The sequence below is a fragment of the Streptococcus ferus DSM 20646 genome (assembly GCF_000372425.1).
Lineage (GTDB): Bacteria > Bacillota > Bacilli > Lactobacillales > Streptococcaceae > Streptococcus > Streptococcus ferus.
Genome location: NZ_AQVD01000001.1, coordinates 1 through 17,049, shown reverse-complemented (window position 1 = coordinate 17,049; position 17,049 = coordinate 1). Strand labels below are relative to the sequence as shown.

Genomic DNA, 17,049 nt, shown 5'->3' with positions numbered 1-17,049 from the left:
ACTCGGTCAGCTCCTTCTTATGACGAATGATTTTTCAGGTAATCAATCGCCTCCTGAACATTTTTGACAGGAACAATAGTCATCTTGCTGCCTAGCTGTTTAGCCGCCTTTTTGGCTTCGGCATAGTTGGTTATCGCATCTGGTTCTGCCTTTTTGGCAGCCTTATCAACAGGATTATTGGGAACAAAAAAGATAGAGGCACCAATCTTGTCTGCTGCGGCAACCTTCAGTCTGACACCGCCGACATCTCCAACCTTGCCATCCTCAGAAATAGTCCCCGTTCCAGCTACCGTCCGTCCTTTTAAGAGGTCCTCATCGATGAGCTGATCATAAATATCCAGTGTAAACATCAGACCAGCACTCGGTCCGCCAACCCCTTGGGTAGAGAACTTGATGTTTTCATCCGTTACAATCTCGGTATGGTCCACCAGACCAATACCGATACCGTTTTTACCATTGGACAGTTTGATAATCTTACCCGTGGCTGATTTTTCCTTACCAGCTGACGTATAAGTAACCTTGACCTTACTTCCCAGAGACATAGACGAAACATAGGCAATCAGTTCTTTGGAGCTGGCAAATTGTTTATCATTAACGGCTGTCACCGTATCAGCAATATTCAAAATCCCTTTAAAGCTTGACTTTTTGGTCACGTCAAGGACGTAAACACCCTTAAATTGAAAATCTGTCTTTTTCCCAGCTAATTTGAGCGCCTGATAGACAGCTGTGTTTTGCGACGTCTCCATGTAAAACTGATTGATTCGAATAAAGTCGGCATCGCTGCTGCCACCGGTTGTCTCCTCTGCCGAAGATATTTCGGTAAAAGGGGTCGCCCAAGCATAGAGCAGCATGGCTGGTGTTGCTCGTGTGACAGAGACCGCTACGAAATGATAAGAGCCTTTTTTAGGTGCTTGTTGATCATTGACCGAAAGGACTGAAGCGACATCGTATGCTCCGCCGGGCGCCTCCATATAGTAGGGCAAAGGATAGAAAAACCCAACCGAAATCAGTACGAAACCGAGCAGGCCTAAGAGCCACCACTTAAATTTTTGGATTGTTTTCAAACTTTTTCTCCACTTCTTTGACGACGGCTTCTGGTACATAGGCACTGATATCCACCTTAAAATGAATCAGCTCTCTCATCCCGCTTGAGCTGACATAGAGCCACTCCGGTGCCGTCAGCAAAAAGACGGTCTCTATCTCCTCGGCCAGCTCACGATTAAAGAAAGCCATCTTGGCCTCATACTCAAAATCCTGAGCATTCCGCAGGCCCCTGACCAGTTGAGTCACTCCTAAACTTCTGGCAATCGACACCGCCAGACTGTCACGGGCGGTGATCACTTCGACATTGTCAAATTGACTTACCGCTGCTTCCAGCATGGCCTTACGGCTGGGGATATCAAAGAGCCCCTGCTTCTCCTGATTGTAAAAAATACCGACATAAAGCTTATCAAAAAGCAGGCTGGCCCGCTTAATAAGATCTAGATGCCCATTGGTCACAGGGTCAAACGAACCTGCAAATAATCCCACTTTATCTGACATAAACCGTCACCTTACTTATTCCATAAATTTTTTGCTTCCAAATGCCTAAGTCAGCCACTTCCTCTGGCAGAACCACCTGCTTATCGGTCTCGCAGACGACCAAGACATCATCCGACAGCAGCCCCTTTTCACAGAGAATCCCTATCGTCTCAACGATTTCTTCCTCAGCGTAGGGAGGATCCAAAAAAACCAGATGGAAGGGGCCCTCAATAAGACTTAGAGCACGCTGAGCATCTGTCTTCATCAGCTGGAATTTGTCCGCTTCTTTGGTCATCTTAATGTTTTCTTGGATCACCGCCTGCGCCCGTCGATCTCTTTCCACCAAGACTGCCTCAGACATGCCTCGAGAAACGGCTTCAATAGACAGGCCGCCGCTTCCCGCAAAAAGATCCAAGACACGACCGCCATCAAAATAAGGACCAATCATATTAAAAATCGCACCGCGAACCTTGTCCGACGTCGGCCGTGTGGTCTTCCCTTCCAGCGTCTTCAAGGGACGGCCGCCATAATTACCAGAAACAATTCTCATGCCTTTCATTATATCAAAAAAGAGGCCCAGAGGCATCTTTTGAGGCAGCAACTGACCGCTGAATTGGCCTGACAGTAATGTTAAACCGGTATCCCCTTAGTCTTCCAGCTCTTTTTTGACCTCTTCAATCAGGCTTTTCGGCATCCGACGAGGACCGCGAACCGTTTTAAGCCCATGCTTCAGCAGACACTGACGGTCAAATCTCCTATCGTCAAAGGTTTTTAACAGCTGGATTCGCATCAGCTTCTTGATATTAGGATGATCACGCTGACCTTTATTGTCAATTCCTGTTTCTAATACCTTGCAGGCATAACGCAGCGCTCGCGTCGGTGCTGTAATATAAATAAAGACATAATCACCGGTTTTGATACTGGCCTTTTGCGTCCAATCAATGATTGACTGGGCAGCAAACTCGGCATCAATATCGTAATAGGCTAAATTAGCAGGAATCAGCCAGTAATCCGGACCATGAGACCCAGACAGCAAGCCACCGCCTGCCAAAACACGGCTTTTGTCCACCAAGTCAAAGAGGCGATCGTCTGATAGCTCCTCTCCCATCACAATACTAACCCAGGATTTCTTCCCCATATGATAGGCCGGATAAACACTCGGCAGCTGCAGAAGAGCTGGCAGCTCCGCTGGATTAACCTTAAGATTAATCACCTCAATCTCCTCAGCCAAGGCTTCCTCGCTCCAGTCTTCCTGCCCCAGATCAAGTTTCTGACGCACAATCGTCATGACTAAAGCATACCATTTTTGATTGGACGGGTTCCGGTAAGCACTGGCATTGGACTTGGCAAAAGGATGGTCATACCCATCCCCGTAAGTCTTTTCCAGATAACGGGCTAAGCGATTGGTCTGTTCTTTAAGAAAAGGCTGTGCCTCAAAACAATAATCCGAAATGTGACCTAAAATCGCCAGATAAGCCTCTCGAACCTGACTGGCGAAACTGCCCCTTTGCTGCTCCACCCGAAGACCGATATAGTCCTCTCCCATATCCAAATCAAGAACTCGACCCGAAAGCTGACCGTCTTGACTTATCCTGATATGCGCTTCAAACATCCCGTCCATCAATAGATGACGGTAATAAAAATCTTGACCCTCTTTGACAAAACCAAAAGGCAGCAAGTTGTCAAAAAGCACGCGCCTTCCTTTAAAAAAATCAGATTCGATTGACATAACAGCCTCCCTCACCCTCATTATAACAAAAAAAGCTTCTCTTCTGTCTTGGCCGCTACCACCACAAAAAACACCACGCAAAAGCCCCCGCCAATCAAGACGAGAGCTTTCAGGAGATTTATGAAAAAGAAAAGTTTTAGGATTCCTATTGCTAGGATGCTTATAGTATAAAAGGGATACCTTAAAGTAAACTAAAAGATTTCTTGAAGAAAGCTTAAATTGAAATTTTTCTTATGATGATTTGTCTATAGAGTCGGGGTTGAGTATCCCTGTCAGATGATTTAGGGTCTAACTTGCTTTCCCATTTTCAAGATTGTGAAAAAACAGTCCCTTGAACTGTTTTTGCGTCCAATTCGGTATAATAGGAACATGAAAAAATTGGCTATTATGGGCGACCTGCACATCGACAGCAATCAATTCGGGCAGGCCGAAATCCAAACCCTTATCCAGACCCTCAAAGAAAAAGAAGTGGTTCATCTCCACCTGGCAGGGGATATTTCCAACCACCATGAGCAGGCCAGTCTGCCCTTTCTGGAACCTCTCCAAACGCTTCAACCTGGTCAAAAACAACCCCCACTACCAAAACTACAAAAAAGAGAAGTTCAAAGACGAACTCCTCGGGTCCATGACCTTGTTTGAGGTGGGGGAGGATTTAGCTTAATGATAGCCTAATTACATACAAATTGCTAGCCATACTCTTCTACTTATTTATTCGAGAATGGAGTTAAAATCTCGAATAATTACAAAGCCAATTCCACTGACCTAACAAAATATCTCTTAAAAATTTCTTTGTTATCCAAAAGGAGTGCTTCGTAATTCTTCTGCCATCAGGTAATCTATCTGTATCCATTAATTTGCCTTTGCCAACGAATTCATTAGATCTGATTTTATAGTAGGTATTTTGAGTATGAATTTTAGTGAATAAAATAGTATTTATCTTACTTTGTGGAAAATTTGCAGGCACCTTAATGTCACTCTGTGATAACACAACACCGTCTTGAATAATTTTTCTTGTCTCATTCCAAACTCTTTGAACTTCAGGAATAAGTCGGTCTGGAAAGCCCAGAACTTAATATCGTCTAAGACAAATAGGTCGGTCGAGTTGTCTACTGTTGCGTGGTATCAGGAACACTCTCAGCCAGATCTGTCATGTAGATCGGAAGCTTAATCTCTAATTGATAAAGAAGTTTAACAAGACAATTGTTATAGAAGGAATTAAAGTACAAACGATTTGAAAGTAATTAACCAAACTACTTTTATAGGAGGCTTCATATTTCCGCTCTAAACCAATTAGCCTATATACAAAAATTTTTAACGAGGAGAAAACACTCAAAATAACAATAATATAAATCACACTTGCTATTACAACGGGAATCGCGTTTAATTCATCTAGTATGTTATTGTTCAAAAATACTAAAGCAAAAATATAGGAAATAATATTTATAAGAAAGCCAATAATAGATGATTTTTTATATTTTTGAATAATATACTTAAAAAATATTAAAATTGAATATAAGCAAAGCATAGCAAAAGAATTATTAATAGTTTTATTTAAAGCTATCGGCAAAGCATTTGCTAATGAACTAAACTCCAGATTTTTTAAACTTTCAAATAGAGAAGGGAATGTCACGTTATTTGTTTCTAAAACCGTATAGATATTGAAAACAAACAGTATTAGTATAAAGATGAATGACAAATTATATAATATTCCAGACAAAAATTTTAAATTCTCAAGTCTTTCCTCGTTAAATTTGTCAAGTTCTTTCTTTTGCTCTATATTTATATTTTGAGAATTACTTATCACGATATTTCCGCTTTGCACATTTACATCTTTTAAATCAATTTGAGAATTGTTGGTATTATAGTAGTTATTTACAATATTCTCTACTGCTTTTTTGTCAGCCGAGTCTTTACAAATTTGATAAACAAAAGACAGCACTGGTATACCATATGTGATAAATACAACTAATATGTTCATAATATTTTTCATTTGTCTCCTAACATTCTTTCTATCTCATAAAAACTATATAAAATTATATTTTGTAACTTAACTCACCAACTTCCTCATCTCTTCAATCCGCGCTACTGTGGCGTCGTATTTGGCTTGGTAGTCGGCTTGTTTGTCTTTTTCTTTTTGGACGATTTCTGGTTTGGCGTTAGCGACGAAGCGTTCGTTGCTGAGTTTTTTGCCGACCATGTCCAGTTCTTTCTGCCACTTGGCCAGCTCTTTGTTGAGGCGTTCCAGTTCTTCCTCGACATTGAGCAGATCAGCCAGAGGCAGGAAGATTTCAGCACCTGTGATAACGGCTGACATGGCCAATTCTGGCACGGTCAAATCGCTTGCGATTTCCAATTTCTCTGGATTGGTAAAGCGTCGGATATAGTTGACATTAGCCTTGAAGAAGGCTTCCAGCTCGCTATCCGCCGTCTTAATCAAGATGGTGATTGGCTTAGAAGGGGCAACATTCACTTCGCTTCTAGCATTTCGCACCGAACGGATCAGGTCCTTGAGGCTTTCCACTCCCTTGTGGGCTTCCGCATTTTCAAAGGCAGGGTTGACCACAGGATAGGTAGCCACAACGATAGAGCCTTCAGAGATTTGACCGAAGATTTCCTCCGTCACAAATGGCATGATCGGGTGAAGCAGGCGGAGAATCTGATCCAGGGTGTAGAGGAGAACCGAGCGGGTGATGACTTTCTCAGCCTCATTGTCGCTGTAAAGCACCTCCTTGGTCAGCTCCACATACCAGTCCGCAAACTCATCCCAGATGAAATTGTAGAGGATATGACCCGCTACACCGAACTCAAACTTGTCAAAGTTCTCCGTTACCTTGGCGATGGTCTCATTGAGATTGTGGAGAATCCAGCGATCGGTCACATTGCCAGCTTGACCAGCGGCAACCTTGGCCACATTGTCACGCGCCGCCTCCAGCGTCAAGCCCTCATTATTCATGAGGATATAGCGGGAAATGTTCCAGATCTTGTTGATGAAGTTCCAGCTGGCATCCATTTTTTCATAGGAGAAACGGACATCCTGTCCTGGGGCAGAGCCATTAGACAGGAACCAGCGCAGAGCGTCTGCACCGTATTGGTCGATGACATCCATAGGGTCAATCCCGTTGCCCAGGGACTTGGACATCTTGCGGCCTTGCTCATCACGGATGAGACCATGGATAAGGACATTCTTAAATGGCTGACGGCCTGTAAATTCCAGGGACTGGAAAATCATCCGAGACACCCAGAAGAAGATGATGTCGTAGCCAGTGACCAGGGTTGAAGTTGGGAAATAGCGCTTGAAGTCAGCCGCCTCTTCATCCGGCCAGCCCATGGTAGAGAAAGGCCAAAGGGCAGAGCTGAACCAAGTGTCCAGAACATCCTCATCCTGCACCCAGCCATCGCCTGCTGGCGCTTCTTCGCCGACGTAGATGTCGCCTGCTTCATTGTACCAGGCTGGAATCTGATGCCCCCACCAGAGCTGACGGGAAATCACCCAGTCGTGGACATTTTCCATCCACTGCAGGAAGGTGTCGTTGAAACGTGGCGGATAGAAGTCTACCCTGTCCTCTGTCGCCTGATTGGCAATGGCATTCTTGGCCAGCTCATCCATCTTGACGAACCACTGGGTGGACAGGCGAGGCTCAACCATGACACCCGTCCGCTCAGAGTGGCCTACGGAATGCACACGGTTTTCAATCTTAACCAGAGCGCCCAGCTCTTCCAGTTTCTTGACTGTTGCCTTGCGGGCTTCAAAGCGGTCCATGCCGACAAATTCCCCAGCCAGCTCGTTCATGGTGCCATCGTCATTCATGACATTGACTTGTGGTAAGTTGTGGCGCTGGCCGACCTCAAAGTCATTAGGGTCATGGGCAGGGGTGATTTTTACAACCCCTGTTCCAAATTCAGGATCCGCATGTTCATCAGCCACGATGGGGATAGGTTTGTTTACGATAGGCAGGATGACATTTTTGCCAATCAAGTCCTTGTAGCGAGGGTCTTCTGGATTGACCGCTACCGCCACATCTCCAAACATGGTTTCAGGCCGGGTTGTGGCTACCTGCAGCCCCTGAGAGCCGTCCTCCAGCATATAGGTCATGTGGTAGAAGGCCCCGTCAACATCCTTGTGGATGACCTCGATGTCAGAAAGGGCAGTTCTAGCCGCCGGATCCCAGTTGATGATAAATTCACCGCGGTAGATCCAGCCTTTTTTGTAGAGTTCTACAAAGACCTTGCGAACCGCTTTTGACAAGCCTTCGTCCAATGTGAAACGTTCCCGTGAATAATCGACGGAAATCCCCATCTTACCCCATTGTTCCTTGATAGTTGAGGCATACTCATCCTTCCATTCCCAAACCTTGTCCAGGAATTTTTCCCGACCCAGGTCATAACGGGTCACGCCCTGCTCCCGCAAGCGCTCCTCCACCTTGGCCTGGGTGGCAATCCCCGCGTGGTCCATCCCCGGCAGCCAGAGGGTATCAAAGCCCTGCATGCGCTTCTGGCGGATGATGATGTCCTGAAGAGTCGTGTCCCAGGCATGTCCCAGGTGCAATTTCCCCGTCACATTTGGCGGCGGAATCACGATGGAATAAGGCTTAGCCTCCGCATCGCCTGACGGCTTGAAAACATCTTGGTCCAACCAAGTCTGGTAACGCCCAGCCTCAACCTTGGCTGGATTGTATTTTGGTGAAAGTTCTTTAGACATATGATGTCCTTTCTATTTAATTACTTATTTATTAAAAAATAATTTTTGATATTTTCTTAGGTAGTGCGGACGGAAGCAAACTCCTTCGGAGTTTCATTCCTAATTTTTGAGCCTAAAGTCTCAAAAATTCCGTTATTAGTAACAACTTTGTTGTTACTAATAATACCACTACAGCGAAAATATCAGGTTAGGCTCACTTCGTTCGCGATAGTCATAAACTTCAATCTGACTCTTGTCCATCATAAGCCAACTACTGGCAATCCGTCATTTCAAAATTTATTTGAAGCATGCTCCAAATAAATTTTGGTATATCAAATTGCCAAGTCAGGAGTTTCCTCCCATTCTTCCCTCAACAAGCCAAAAATTAATTTATCCCGATAGACATCATCGATTTTCATACGCTGACGAAGTCTTGCTTCCAACTGAAATCCAAGTTTCTCTGCCACACGCTGACTTTGAGGATTGTGGCCATAAGCAGCAATCTCAATTTTATGAAGATTAAGCTCCTTAAATCCAAAATCAATCAAAGCCGAAACCGCTTCTGGCATAAGCCCTTGTCCCCACAAATCAGGATGTAGAACATAACCAATTTCAAGGATGTCCGATTTGACTGCTTTAGCAAAATTAACCGTCCCCATCAACTTGTCTTGCCCTTTAAGACAAATGGCATAAATCCGCTGTTTGGTCTCATCACCACTTTTATCCAAATCCATCTGGATAAAACTTTGGCATTCTTCAACCGACTGATTGACAGGAAAACCAGCCAAGCGAGCAACTTCAGGACGATGCCCGTAGTCATACATAGCTTCAGCATCTGACAGACGGATAGGTCTCAAAGTCAAACGCTTTGTATCCATTTTCTCAAATTCGTTCATAAAACTTCTCCTTTGACTCGGTTTTGACAATCGCTAAGATAAGATAAACAGGTTAGCGTAGTTCTCACGTCGTTCAAACTGCATCAATATCTCTAAATTCGATTTCGACGTTACCATCTCATCTCATTAAGAGAAACTACGGAACGTAGATTTTTCTATGAAAAATCTGCTTCAATGTGCCTAAGCTCAATATCGGTCTCACGATCTCATTTTGCCAAGGCACATAGAAAAATCCCCATCCAGCATACGCTAGACAGGGACGAATTGGTTATAATCCGCGGTACCACCACTGTTTCGGAAAAAAATCCGCAACTTTTTCTTATGAAATTAACAACCTAACAACCAGTTTTGCGACATTTGTGGACTTCTCAGCACCGCCACTTTCTGTAAAATGCCTTGGCCAAAACACCTCTAGGTCTTCTTATTTTGAATCGCGCTGCCGCATCCTCAACGGCTTATTTTTTCAGCTTAATGCCTAATTCTTTAAGCTGCTTGATGGTTGCAGGACCAATGCCTTTAAGAGCAAGCAATTCTTTTTCTGTCCATTTGGCAAAATCTTTAGCTGACTTGATTCCTTCTTCATAGAATGTTTCAAGACGAGCCTGAGCAACACCTTCTAATTCTGCGGCAAAGCTGTCAAAATCATCTGCCTGAAGTTCTTTTTTGACATCTGCTACGACTTCTTTAGCACCTTCGACGACTGTATCGGCAGTCTTTTTAGCAGTTTCAGCGACGGTGCCTGCAACTGCAGAACCTGCTTTTCTCAGGCGGGCTAATTGGTGTTTTAATTGTTTTTTGCGATTTTGTTTTTTAGACATTTTTTCTCCTATTTTTTAATAACTTCTTTTTCCAAACATCTCTTCCGGTAAATCGTGAAAGCCTTTGCCTGCATGGTAGTTAGCAAATTTTCCCTGCAGAAAACGGTAAGCGTCCAGCTTGCTTTCGTAACGGATGTAAGCATCTGCTGCCTTGTCATCCTGCGATTCTTCTGCCAATTTCTGACTTTCCTTCACAGCCATCTCATTAACCGTAACTTGCGTATTAACCCAGGCTTCAAATTCCTTCAAAAAATCAGCTTCGTAAGACATGGTTTCTCCTTGCGTCATAAAGTTCTCGCTCTGCCATTATACCACGAAAAAGCCAGGCACTCAAATACTTTTTCAGATAAAATCTCTCACAAATGTCTTGCCTAATTGCTCATTTTATAGTATGATAATAAAGTCGCCGCTATAGTTAAATGGTATAATAGAGCAATGGTAATGCTCAGTTCCGAGTTCAATTCTCGGTGGTGGCAGAAAGCAACAAATCCCTTGTTAACAAGGGATTTTTTCTATTCTTGAAAACCTTGTCAAATCAAGGTTTTTTGATTTTTCCTACAAATAACTTCTTGTGATGTGTCAAGTTTTGATTAATGCCTGCTAATCCACTTTCTGATAAAAAATCTCTTTCTACAAAAAGCAGAAAGAGACGTAGATAAAACAAGAGTGTATGTTAGAAGAGTATTTTAAGACACGCCTTAATTGTACTGTCCATCTAGCTTCCCAGAGTAAAGTGAAGTAGATTCTTGAGTTGAAACAGTGCGCTTGTTGTTGCTGCGTTGTGTTAAAGCAGTACCATCTGCTTTAGTCACAGAAAGGCTATTAGCAATCAAGCTGCCATCATTTGGTGTCGTTGTTTTGTAGGTAATCCAGTACTGCTTCTTACCATCTGGGAATACGATATCAAAAGCAGTATAAGTAGCATTCCACTTGACAGTGTAATCTTTTCCAGCTTTAAGAAGAACGGCATCTTTAAGTAAACCGGTACCAGATGTTCTATCAGTCAGTTTAGCAGTTGAATAAACCTCTAAACTTTCAGGAATGTATTGGATAGCACCTTTTGTAACTTCATCATGTACCACAAAGTTAGTTCCAAAGTCCTGTTTGCCTGTATTGACACGAACACGCCACAAGGAGTAGAATTTACCTGATGTTCCAAGAGCATCAGAAGACCATTTTCCTCTTTGTGCCTGACCGCCATTTTGAGCGAAGTTTTCGTAGTCAGTAGCTGCTTTTCCATTATAACTTGTTGTCGTATAGCGATGTGTTACAGCTTCTTTCATTACATCCGAATTATAAGAAACACTGTAATCAGTGATATCTTTATCAATCTTGAAGTAAGCTGCAAAATCACCGGCAACCCCAACGACACTTTGCCCGCCTGTTGCAGACAAGTATTCCTCAAGGTTCTTAAGTGTAACTGTTACCGTAGCACCAAGACCTTCACCATTTTTAACGATGGCTGCTTCACCAATAACGACATCAGTATCTGAATCATGCAACTGAACCGTTTCATTAGTAATATCTAGTGGCTGAGGAATGTTAAATGAGAATTTATCCCCATTATTCAGCTTGCCATCGTAATTAGATAGATCAAACTCAAATCTCAGTTTATAAGTTTCATGAGTCCGAAGCTGATAGATTCCATTAGCGTCTACATTTTGTTCAGTATCGTTACCGTTCAAGACTTTAACTTTGGTGAGGACTTTTTTCAAGTCTGAATTACCAACCATTGTACCTGAGTAAAGTGATGTTGACTCCTGCTTAGCATAAGTCCGCGTATTATCGTTACGCTGTGTCAATGCTGTGCCATCTGCTTTACTTACAGAAAGCGTGTTAGCAACCAAACTGCCATCATTTGGTGTCGTTGTTTTATAGACGATCCAATACTGTTTACTACCATCAACAAGGGTCAGATCGAAACTTGTAAAATTAGCATTCCATTTAATGCTATAATCTGTTCCTTCGGTCAATTTAACAGCGTCAGTCAAGACAGCAACACCTGAAGTTCTTTGTGTCAGCATAGCAGTTGAATAGATTTCAAAGCTTTCAGGGATATAGTGAATATTCCCAGCTGATACCTCATCATGAACAAGAACATTCGCACCAAGATTTTGTGCACCTGTGTTGATACGTGCACGCCACTGTGAATAGAAGAATCCAGCATTGGTTAAGTTATTGTTCTTAAGTGTTTGTGAAAACCAGCTACCATATTGGGCTTGTCCGCCGTTTTGAGCAAAGTTTTCATAACCGGTAACGGTAGCAGTACGACTTGTTGTCGTATAAACCTGAGTGACCGCATTCTTCATAACAGAAGAATCAAAACTCACCGTATGGTTGGTCAGATCTTGATCAATTTTAAAATTAGCAGCGAAGTCACCTAAAACATTTTTAACTACATTGCCACCAGTAGCTGCAAGGTAGGTTTCCAGATTTTTTACTGTTACAGTTACTGTTGCTCCGGCACCAGAGCCATTAGAAGTCGTAACGACCTCACCAACATTGGTACCTGTTGTTCGATCATATAACTGTGATGTCGCGCTGCTAACATCTAGAGGGGCAGGCAGTTGAAACGAAAACGTATCATCATTTTGAAGTTTGCCATCGTAGGCTGATAAGTCAAATTCAAAACGAAGACGGTAAGTTTGCCCTGTACGAAGCTGATAAACATTGTTGCTATCAACAGTTACAGCAGTATCATTGCCATCTAATAGTTTTACGTCTGTAATGACGTTTTGTAATTCAGTCGCTCCAACATTACCTGCTGAAACAACTGATACAAAGAAAATAGAACATATTGCCATCAAAGAAAGAAAGAGCTTCCTTGACAACTGTTTACTATTAACAATCATAATTCACCTTTTCTAATTCATTATCTATACCTCCTGTTTTATCTATAAGTATTATAACATACTTGTTATTTATATCATTTATTTGTTATAATGATTAAAAACATTAATTTCTCAGCAAAAAAACTCTCCTAGCGATAGTTTGTCTTACAGTTTCAGAAAAAATAAGGTATTGATATTATCTGGAGTAAGCTCAAGAAGATTCCCTTCATTTCTAATCTTAATGTCACCAGCCGGTCTCATCATATAGTCTCTAGACCTAATTTACCACCCTATCCGCTTTGGTCTGGGCAGCCCACCTCCATTTCTTTTACATTCATAAAAATCCCTTGTTAACAAGGGATTTTTTCTATTCTTTAAGACCTGTAAAGGGCTAAAACCTTTTCACCTATCCGCTCAACATCATCTGCCAAGCCCCGCAATTCAAAGTTATCGAGCACAGGAAAACCAAATTGCTGGGCATACTGCTTGGCGGTCAGGCAGTATTGATGGTTAAAATTCTTGTTCCCCGACCCGACAATCCCATAACAATAGCGGTAATTATCCGCATAGGCTATAAACTCCCTCAAGGGTGTCGTCAGAATCTCAACATCGCCAGTATCAAGACCATTTCCGCCTTCAAGGTAGGTTGGCAGAAAAGCAACAAAATAATCCGACATGGCCATAAAGGTCTGACCATCCTTGACCAGCTCTTTGACATCAATTGTTTCGATAGGATAATCTGATTTTAATTCCAGATAGGTTTTTAACCGGCTGACAAAACTTTTGGTATTGCCGCTTAAGCTAATATAAACAAGATGAATGGTTTTACTCATTTTTATGATTCCTTACTTTTTTACTAGTTTCACTACCGCTTCAGTCCGTGCTGTGTGAGGAAACATATCCACCGACTGAATATAAGCAACATCATATAACTGAACCAGTTTCACCAAATCACGGGCTAAGGTGGAGACATTACAGGAGACATAGACCATTTTTTCAGGACCGTACGCTAAAATAGTAGCCAGTAATTGGTCATCTAGGCCGGTTCTAGGCGGGTCGACTACCAGAGCATTGGCACGGTACCCATCCTGATACCACCTAGGAATGATCTCCTCTGCCTTTCCAGCTTCATAGTAGGTGTTAGCAAATCCCAAAGCTGCAGCATTTTGACGGGCATCCGCAATAGCTTCAGGGATAATATCCATCCCTCGCACACTCTTTACCTTGTCTGCAAACGCCAGACCAATCGTTCCAACACCGCAATAAGCATCAATGAGAGTGTCATCTGGTGCAATCTCCAGTGCTTGGATGGCTTCTTGATATAAAAGATTGGTCTGCTTCGGATTAAGCTGATAGAAGGCACGCGGTGACAATTCAAATGTATAGTCCAATACCTCTTCTTTAATCGTCTCCTGTCCCCAGAGAATCTCTGTTTCTGAACCGTAGATCTCGCTGGATTTAGACTGTTGATAATTAAGCGCGACTGTCTTGATTTGACTAAAATCAGCCACCAAGGCCTTGATTAAAGAAGTCAAATAAAGAGCCTTACTGGTGACAAAAATAATCTGAACCTGATCACTGGCCTGTCCCCGTCGGACCATGACAGTACGAATCCCTTCTCTATGACGTTCATTGTAAATGGGGATCTTTTCCTTTTCCAGAAGCTGACAGATACGGTTGATAATGTCTTGGGTCAATCTATCCTGCACCAGACAGTCTTTGATAGGCACCAAATAATGGCTTCCTTCACGAAAAAGCCCAGCCTTGACGGAGCCAGCAAAGTGTCTGGTTTGAAATTGCAATTTGGCGCGATAATGCCAAGGATCTGCCATGCCTTTCGTAGGCCTGAGGTCATATGTTTCATAACCCTCAGGCTTAAACTTTTTCAGCGCCTGCCTCAGTAAATCCCGTTTAAAGACCAACTGCTGCTCATAGGCCAAATGCATAATCTGACAGCCTCCACAGTCATTATAGATGCTACAGGCAGGCTGTACACGGTCTTTTGATTTTTTCTTTATGGTCAAAAGCCGAGCTTCTGCAAAATTCTGCTTAATATTTGTAATCTGACAAAAGATGTCCTCACCCTTTAAAGCACCAGGCACAAAAACCAAGGTTCTCTTATAAAAGCCGATTCCTTCGCCATTAATGCCCATCCGTTTTATTCGGAGAGGAATTTTCTGTTTTAGCCGTAAATTCATACTACTATTTTATCATAATATAAGCCAAATAAATCACCCCCTTCTCACGAAAAAAAGCACCAGCTAAACTGGTGCTTTAAAGGAGATTATGAAAAAGATTTTGGGTATGGTTAAATTATAAGGGAAGCCCCAGAAAAAAACATCCGTCTCAAGACCGATTTTAAAAAAGAATTTCTGCTATAATAAAAACATGAAAATTACCAAAATCGAAAAGAAAAAGCGTCTCTATCTTGTTGAAATTAATCAGACGGATAAACTCTATGTCACCGAAGATACCATTGTCCGTTTTATGCTGTCCAAAGATCAGACCATTTCTCCGCAAGAACTCGAAAAAATAAAAGACTTTGCTCAGTTCTCTTACGGGAAAGATTTAGCCCTCTACCACCTCTCTTTCAAGCAACGCACAGAAAAAGAAGTTAGGGACTATCTTCTGGAACACGACATTGACCCCAAAACCTGCTCCAAGGTTATCAGCTCTCTGAAGGAAGATAAATGGCTAGATGACGCGAAGTACACCCAAAATCTACTCGATCAAAACTTCAGTACAGGTGACAAAGGAGCCTACCTCCTTAAACAAAAACTACACCAAAAGGGCATCAAACAGGATCTCTATGAGGCTATTATTGAGCAAGCCGACTTTTATCCGCTTTGCCAAAAAATAGCTCAAAAACTCCTCAGAAAATATCAGAATAAACTCCCCAACAGAGCACTTAAAGACAAAATTATTCAAACTCTCTGCAACAAAGGGTTTTCTTTCCAGGAAGCCAAAATGGCCTTTGACAGTCTCGTCTTAGAAGAGGAAGAAGACGTCCAAAATCAGCTGTTGGATAAAGAATTTGAAAAACAACATCGAAAGCTCAGCAGAAAATACGACGGCTACGACCTCCGACAGCGTCTGACACAGACCCTGCTCAGAAAAGGATACGATTACGATGCCATCAAAAAAGCAGTTGATAACAATTTGTAAACTTTCAATAGAAAAAAATGATTTTTCAGAAAATTTATGTTAAACTGTAAAGGACGAACTTAATTGTAGAAAGTTGGTACGCCATGAAATTACCCAAGGAAGGCGACTTTATTACAATTCAAAGTTATAAGCATGATGGCAGTCTGCACCGAACTTGGCGCGACACAATGGTACTAAAAACAACAGAGAATGCTGTTATTGGGGTCAATGACCATACCCTCGTGACTGAAAGCGACGGTAGAAGATGGGTCACTCGCGAACCGGCAATTGTTTATTTCCATAAAAAATTCTGGTTCAACATTATTGCAATGATTCGAGATAACGGCGTTTCATACTACTGCAACCTTGCCAGTCCCTATATTTTGGACCAAGAAGCACTCAAGTATATTGACTATGATCTAGATGTAAAAGTCTTCACCAATGGTGAAAAAAAACTACTAGACGTCGATGAATACGAATCCCACAAGCAAGCGATGGGCTACTCTTCAGATATTGACTTTATTCTTAAAGAAAATGTCAAAATTTTAGTTGACTGGATTAACGAGGGTAAAGGACCTTTTTCACAATCCTATGTCAATATTTGGTACAAACGTTATCTTGAACTGAAGAATCGTTAAAGTTGTCGCAGCACTCCGAAAGGAGTGCTTTACTTTATAAAAATTGCGAAAGGAGAACGAATGGCATTTACAAATACAAAGGGACGCTATGCCAGCTTTGGCATTGTTACCAGTCTGACACCAGAAATTATTGATTGCTTTTGGGATATCCTAGATAGGAACCTAAAAGGAGTTTTTAAACTAGATAATCGTCTGGCTTTCCAACTCGTCAACAGCCAGGGAAAAACCAGTTTCAAATACATTGATAAGTATAGTCAAACAACGCTTATTATGGACTATATTTATCCTTTCGATCCTTTCTTTCCAGAAATCATCTATATCGTTGACAATGACGGAATGGAAACCATCATCCTTCCCCACGAGCTAGATAACTAAGACCAAAAGATGCCATTTGGTCTTTTTTTTGCATAAAAAAAAGAGCTCTCCGCTCTCTAAACATCTATAGTCCGTACGGGATTCGAACCCGTGTTACCGCCGTGAAAAGGCGGTGTCTTAACCCCTTGACCAACGGACCATAAAATAAAGATGATGGTTACGACTACGTTCGAACCCGCGACCCCCACCTTGGCAAGGTGATGTTCTACCACTGAACTACGTTCGCAATGCCGGCTACATGACTTGAACACGCGACCCTCTGATTACAAATCAGATGCTCTACCAACTGAGCTAAGCCGGCTAATCTTTCTTATGCGGGTGAAGGGACTTGAACCCCCACGCTTCCTAAGCGCCAGATCCTAAATCTGGTGCGTCTGCCAATTCCGCCACACCCGCTAATACTTATGACCCGTACTGGG

At 42.4% G+C, this 17,049-nt stretch carries 15 protein-coding genes, 4 tRNA genes and 2 pseudogenes; 5 read left to right on the top strand and 16 right to left on the bottom strand.

The genetic code is table 11. From position 1 onward, the window contains the following. Positions 1 to 17 precede the first annotated feature (17 nt). From A3GY_RS0100105 to A3GY_RS0100090, 4 genes are all read right to left on the bottom strand, one after another. Positions 18 to 1,064, bottom strand: a complete 1,047-nt coding sequence (locus tag A3GY_RS0100105) for a SepM family pheromone-processing serine protease (RefSeq protein WP_018029351.1) — start codon at positions 1,062 to 1,064, stop codon at positions 18 to 20. Beyond that, positions 1,042 to 1,542: a pantetheine-phosphate adenylyltransferase gene (gene coaD, locus A3GY_RS0100100; RefSeq protein WP_018029350.1), complete on the bottom strand. Its 501-nt coding sequence runs from the start codon at positions 1,540 to 1,542 to the stop codon at positions 1,042 to 1,044. The genes A3GY_RS0100105 and coaD overlap by 23 nt, the downstream gene beginning before the upstream one ends. Then, positions 1,532 to 2,071: a 16S rRNA (guanine(966)-N(2))-methyltransferase RsmD gene (rsmD, locus tag A3GY_RS0100095; protein WP_026161846.1), complete on the bottom strand. Its 540-nt coding sequence runs from the start codon at positions 2,069 to 2,071 to the stop codon at positions 1,532 to 1,534. The genes coaD and rsmD overlap by 11 nt, the downstream gene beginning before the upstream one ends. Positions 2,072 to 2,167: 96 nt before the next feature. Continuing rightward, a complete protein-coding gene (locus A3GY_RS0100090; protein WP_018029348.1) occupies positions 2,168 to 3,250 on the bottom strand; it encodes an MmcQ/YjbR family DNA-binding protein in 1,083 nt (360 codons plus the stop codon). A 369-nt stretch (positions 3,251 to 3,619) separates the two neighbouring features. On the opposite strand from A3GY_RS0100090, the pseudogene A3GY_RS0100085 reads away from it, so the two are divergent. Further along, a pseudogene (locus tag A3GY_RS0100085) lies at positions 3,620 to 3,796 on the top strand (phosphoesterase); the annotation flags it as partial. A gap of 178 nt (positions 3,797 to 3,974) precedes the next feature. Here the strand turns inward: A3GY_RS0100085 and A3GY_RS10505 are convergent. The 6 genes and pseudogenes from A3GY_RS10505 to A3GY_RS0100060 all read right to left on the bottom strand — a co-directional run. After that, positions 3,975 to 4,342 (bottom strand): annotated as a pseudogene (locus tag A3GY_RS10505) (Sau3AI family type II restriction endonuclease); the annotation flags it as partial. 79 nt (positions 4,343 to 4,421) lie between these two features. Further along, positions 4,422 to 5,240 carry a hypothetical protein gene (locus A3GY_RS0100080; protein WP_018029346.1) on the bottom strand — a complete coding sequence of 273 codons (819 nt, stop codon included), beginning with the start codon at positions 5,238 to 5,240 and terminating at the stop codon, positions 4,422 to 4,424. Between the two features lie 57 nt (positions 5,241 to 5,297). Further along, positions 5,298 to 7,949: a valine--tRNA ligase gene (locus A3GY_RS0100075; protein WP_018029345.1), complete on the bottom strand. Its 2,652-nt coding sequence runs from the start codon at positions 7,947 to 7,949 to the stop codon at positions 5,298 to 5,300. Between the two features lie 311 nt (positions 7,950 to 8,260). After that, on the bottom strand, positions 8,261 to 8,824 hold the full coding sequence (locus tag A3GY_RS0100070; RefSeq protein ID WP_018029344.1) for a GNAT family N-acetyltransferase: 564 nt from the start codon (positions 8,822 to 8,824) through the stop codon (positions 8,261 to 8,263). A 455-nt stretch (positions 8,825 to 9,279) separates the two neighbouring features. Next, positions 9,280 to 9,642, bottom strand: coding sequence for a helix-hairpin-helix domain-containing protein (locus A3GY_RS0100065; RefSeq protein ID WP_018029343.1), 363 nt, complete (start codon positions 9,640 to 9,642; stop codon positions 9,280 to 9,282). A 15-nt stretch (positions 9,643 to 9,657) separates the two neighbouring features. Continuing rightward, a complete protein-coding gene (locus tag A3GY_RS0100060; RefSeq protein ID WP_018029342.1) occupies positions 9,658 to 9,912 on the bottom strand; it encodes a DUF1912 family protein in 255 nt (84 codons plus the stop codon). Between the two features lie 135 nt (positions 9,913 to 10,047). Between A3GY_RS0100060 and A3GY_RS0100055 the strand changes: the two genes are divergently transcribed. Continuing rightward, positions 10,048 to 10,118: transfer RNA gene (locus A3GY_RS0100055), tRNA-Thr, on the top strand. Positions 10,119 to 10,340: 222 nt separating this feature from the next. Here the strand turns inward: A3GY_RS0100055 and A3GY_RS09860 are convergent. The 3 genes from A3GY_RS09860 to rlmD all read right to left on the bottom strand — a co-directional run bounded on the left by A3GY_RS09860 (position 10,341) and on the right by rlmD (position 14,671). Then, positions 10,341 to 12,446, bottom strand: coding sequence for an Ig-like domain-containing protein (locus A3GY_RS09860; RefSeq protein ID WP_248681177.1), 2,106 nt, complete (start codon positions 12,444 to 12,446; stop codon positions 10,341 to 10,343). A 401-nt stretch (positions 12,447 to 12,847) separates the two neighbouring features. Then, positions 12,848 to 13,306 (bottom strand): class Ib ribonucleoside-diphosphate reductase assembly flavoprotein NrdI, encoded by a 459-nt coding sequence (gene nrdI / locus A3GY_RS0100040; protein WP_018029339.1) that lies wholly within the window; start codon positions 13,304 to 13,306, stop codon positions 12,848 to 12,850. 12 nt (positions 13,307 to 13,318) lie between these two features. Then, positions 13,319 to 14,671 carry a 23S rRNA (uracil(1939)-C(5))-methyltransferase RlmD gene (gene rlmD / locus A3GY_RS0100035; RefSeq protein WP_026161845.1) on the bottom strand — a complete coding sequence of 451 codons (1,353 nt, stop codon included), beginning with the start codon at positions 14,669 to 14,671 and terminating at the stop codon, positions 13,319 to 13,321. Between the two features lie 190 nt (positions 14,672 to 14,861). Here rlmD and recX point away from each other — a divergent pair, with 190 nt between their 5' ends. The 3 genes from recX to A3GY_RS0100020 all read left to right on the top strand — a co-directional run bounded on the left by recX (position 14,862) and on the right by A3GY_RS0100020 (position 16,630). After that, positions 14,862 to 15,638 (top strand): recombination regulator RecX, encoded by a 777-nt coding sequence (gene recX / locus A3GY_RS0100030; RefSeq protein WP_018029337.1) that lies wholly within the window; start codon positions 14,862 to 14,864, stop codon positions 15,636 to 15,638. Between the two features lie 83 nt (positions 15,639 to 15,721). Then, positions 15,722 to 16,255, top strand: coding sequence for a nucleoside tri-diphosphate phosphatase (ntdP, locus tag A3GY_RS0100025; protein WP_018029336.1), 534 nt, complete (start codon positions 15,722 to 15,724; stop codon positions 16,253 to 16,255). A gap of 60 nt (positions 16,256 to 16,315) precedes the next feature. Next, the gene (locus tag A3GY_RS0100020) at positions 16,316 to 16,630 is read left to right on the top strand and encodes a DUF960 domain-containing protein (RefSeq protein WP_018029335.1); all 315 of its coding nucleotides are present in this window, start codon (positions 16,316 to 16,318) and stop codon (positions 16,628 to 16,630) included. A 67-nt stretch (positions 16,631 to 16,697) separates the two neighbouring features. Here the strand turns inward: A3GY_RS0100020 and A3GY_RS0100015 are convergent. From A3GY_RS0100015 to A3GY_RS0100005, 3 genes are all read right to left on the bottom strand, one after another. Then, positions 16,698 to 16,769: transfer RNA gene (locus A3GY_RS0100015), tRNA-Glu, on the bottom strand. 89 nt (positions 16,770 to 16,858) lie between these two features. Continuing rightward, positions 16,859 to 16,931: transfer RNA gene (locus A3GY_RS0100010), tRNA-Thr, on the bottom strand. Between the two features lie 12 nt (positions 16,932 to 16,943). Then, positions 16,944 to 17,026, bottom strand: a tRNA-Leu gene (locus tag A3GY_RS0100005). Between the last annotated feature and the right edge of the window lie 23 nt (positions 17,027 to 17,049).

What these genes read in the sequence shown, in the direction of transcription:
- coaD (WP_018029350.1), bottom strand. Translation starts at nt 1,542, where the DNA reads ATGTCAGATAAAGTGGGATTATTTGCAGGTTCGTTTGACCCTGTGACC.
- rsmD (WP_026161846.1), bottom strand. Translation starts at nt 2,071, where the DNA reads ATGAGAATTGTTTCTGGTAATTATGGCGGCCGTCCCTTGAAGACGCTG.
- A3GY_RS0100090 (WP_018029348.1), bottom strand. Translation starts at nt 3,250, where the DNA reads ATGTCAATCGAATCTGATTTTTTTAAAGGAAGGCGCGTGCTTTTTGAC.
- A3GY_RS0100080 (WP_018029346.1), bottom strand. Translation starts at nt 5,240, where the DNA reads ATGAAAAATATTATGAACATATTAGTTGTATTTATCACATATGGTATA.
- A3GY_RS0100075 (WP_018029345.1), bottom strand. Translation starts at nt 7,949, where the DNA reads ATGTCTAAAGAACTTTCACCAAAATACAATCCAGCCAAGGTTGAGGCT.
- A3GY_RS0100070 (WP_018029344.1), bottom strand. Translation starts at nt 8,824, where the DNA reads ATGAACGAATTTGAGAAAATGGATACAAAGCGTTTGACTTTGAGACCT.
- A3GY_RS0100065 (WP_018029343.1), bottom strand. Translation starts at nt 9,642, where the DNA reads ATGTCTAAAAAACAAAATCGCAAAAAACAATTAAAACACCAATTAGCC.
- A3GY_RS0100060 (WP_018029342.1), bottom strand. Translation starts at nt 9,912, where the DNA reads ATGTCTTACGAAGCTGATTTTTTGAAGGAATTTGAAGCCTGGGTTAAT.
- A3GY_RS09860 (WP_248681177.1), bottom strand. Translation starts at nt 12,446, where the DNA reads ATGGCAATATGTTCTATTTTCTTTGTATCAGTTGTTTCAGCAGGTAAT.
- nrdI (WP_018029339.1), bottom strand. Translation starts at nt 13,306, where the DNA reads ATGAGTAAAACCATTCATCTTGTTTATATTAGCTTAAGCGGCAATACC.
- rlmD (WP_026161845.1), bottom strand. Translation starts at nt 14,671, where the DNA reads ATGAATTTACGGCTAAAACAGAAAATTCCTCTCCGAATAAAACGGATG.
- recX (WP_018029337.1), top strand. Translation starts at nt 14,862, where the DNA reads ATGAAAATTACCAAAATCGAAAAGAAAAAGCGTCTCTATCTTGTTGAA.
- ntdP (WP_018029336.1), top strand. Translation starts at nt 15,722, where the DNA reads ATGAAATTACCCAAGGAAGGCGACTTTATTACAATTCAAAGTTATAAG.
- A3GY_RS0100020 (WP_018029335.1), top strand. Translation starts at nt 16,316, where the DNA reads ATGGCATTTACAAATACAAAGGGACGCTATGCCAGCTTTGGCATTGTT.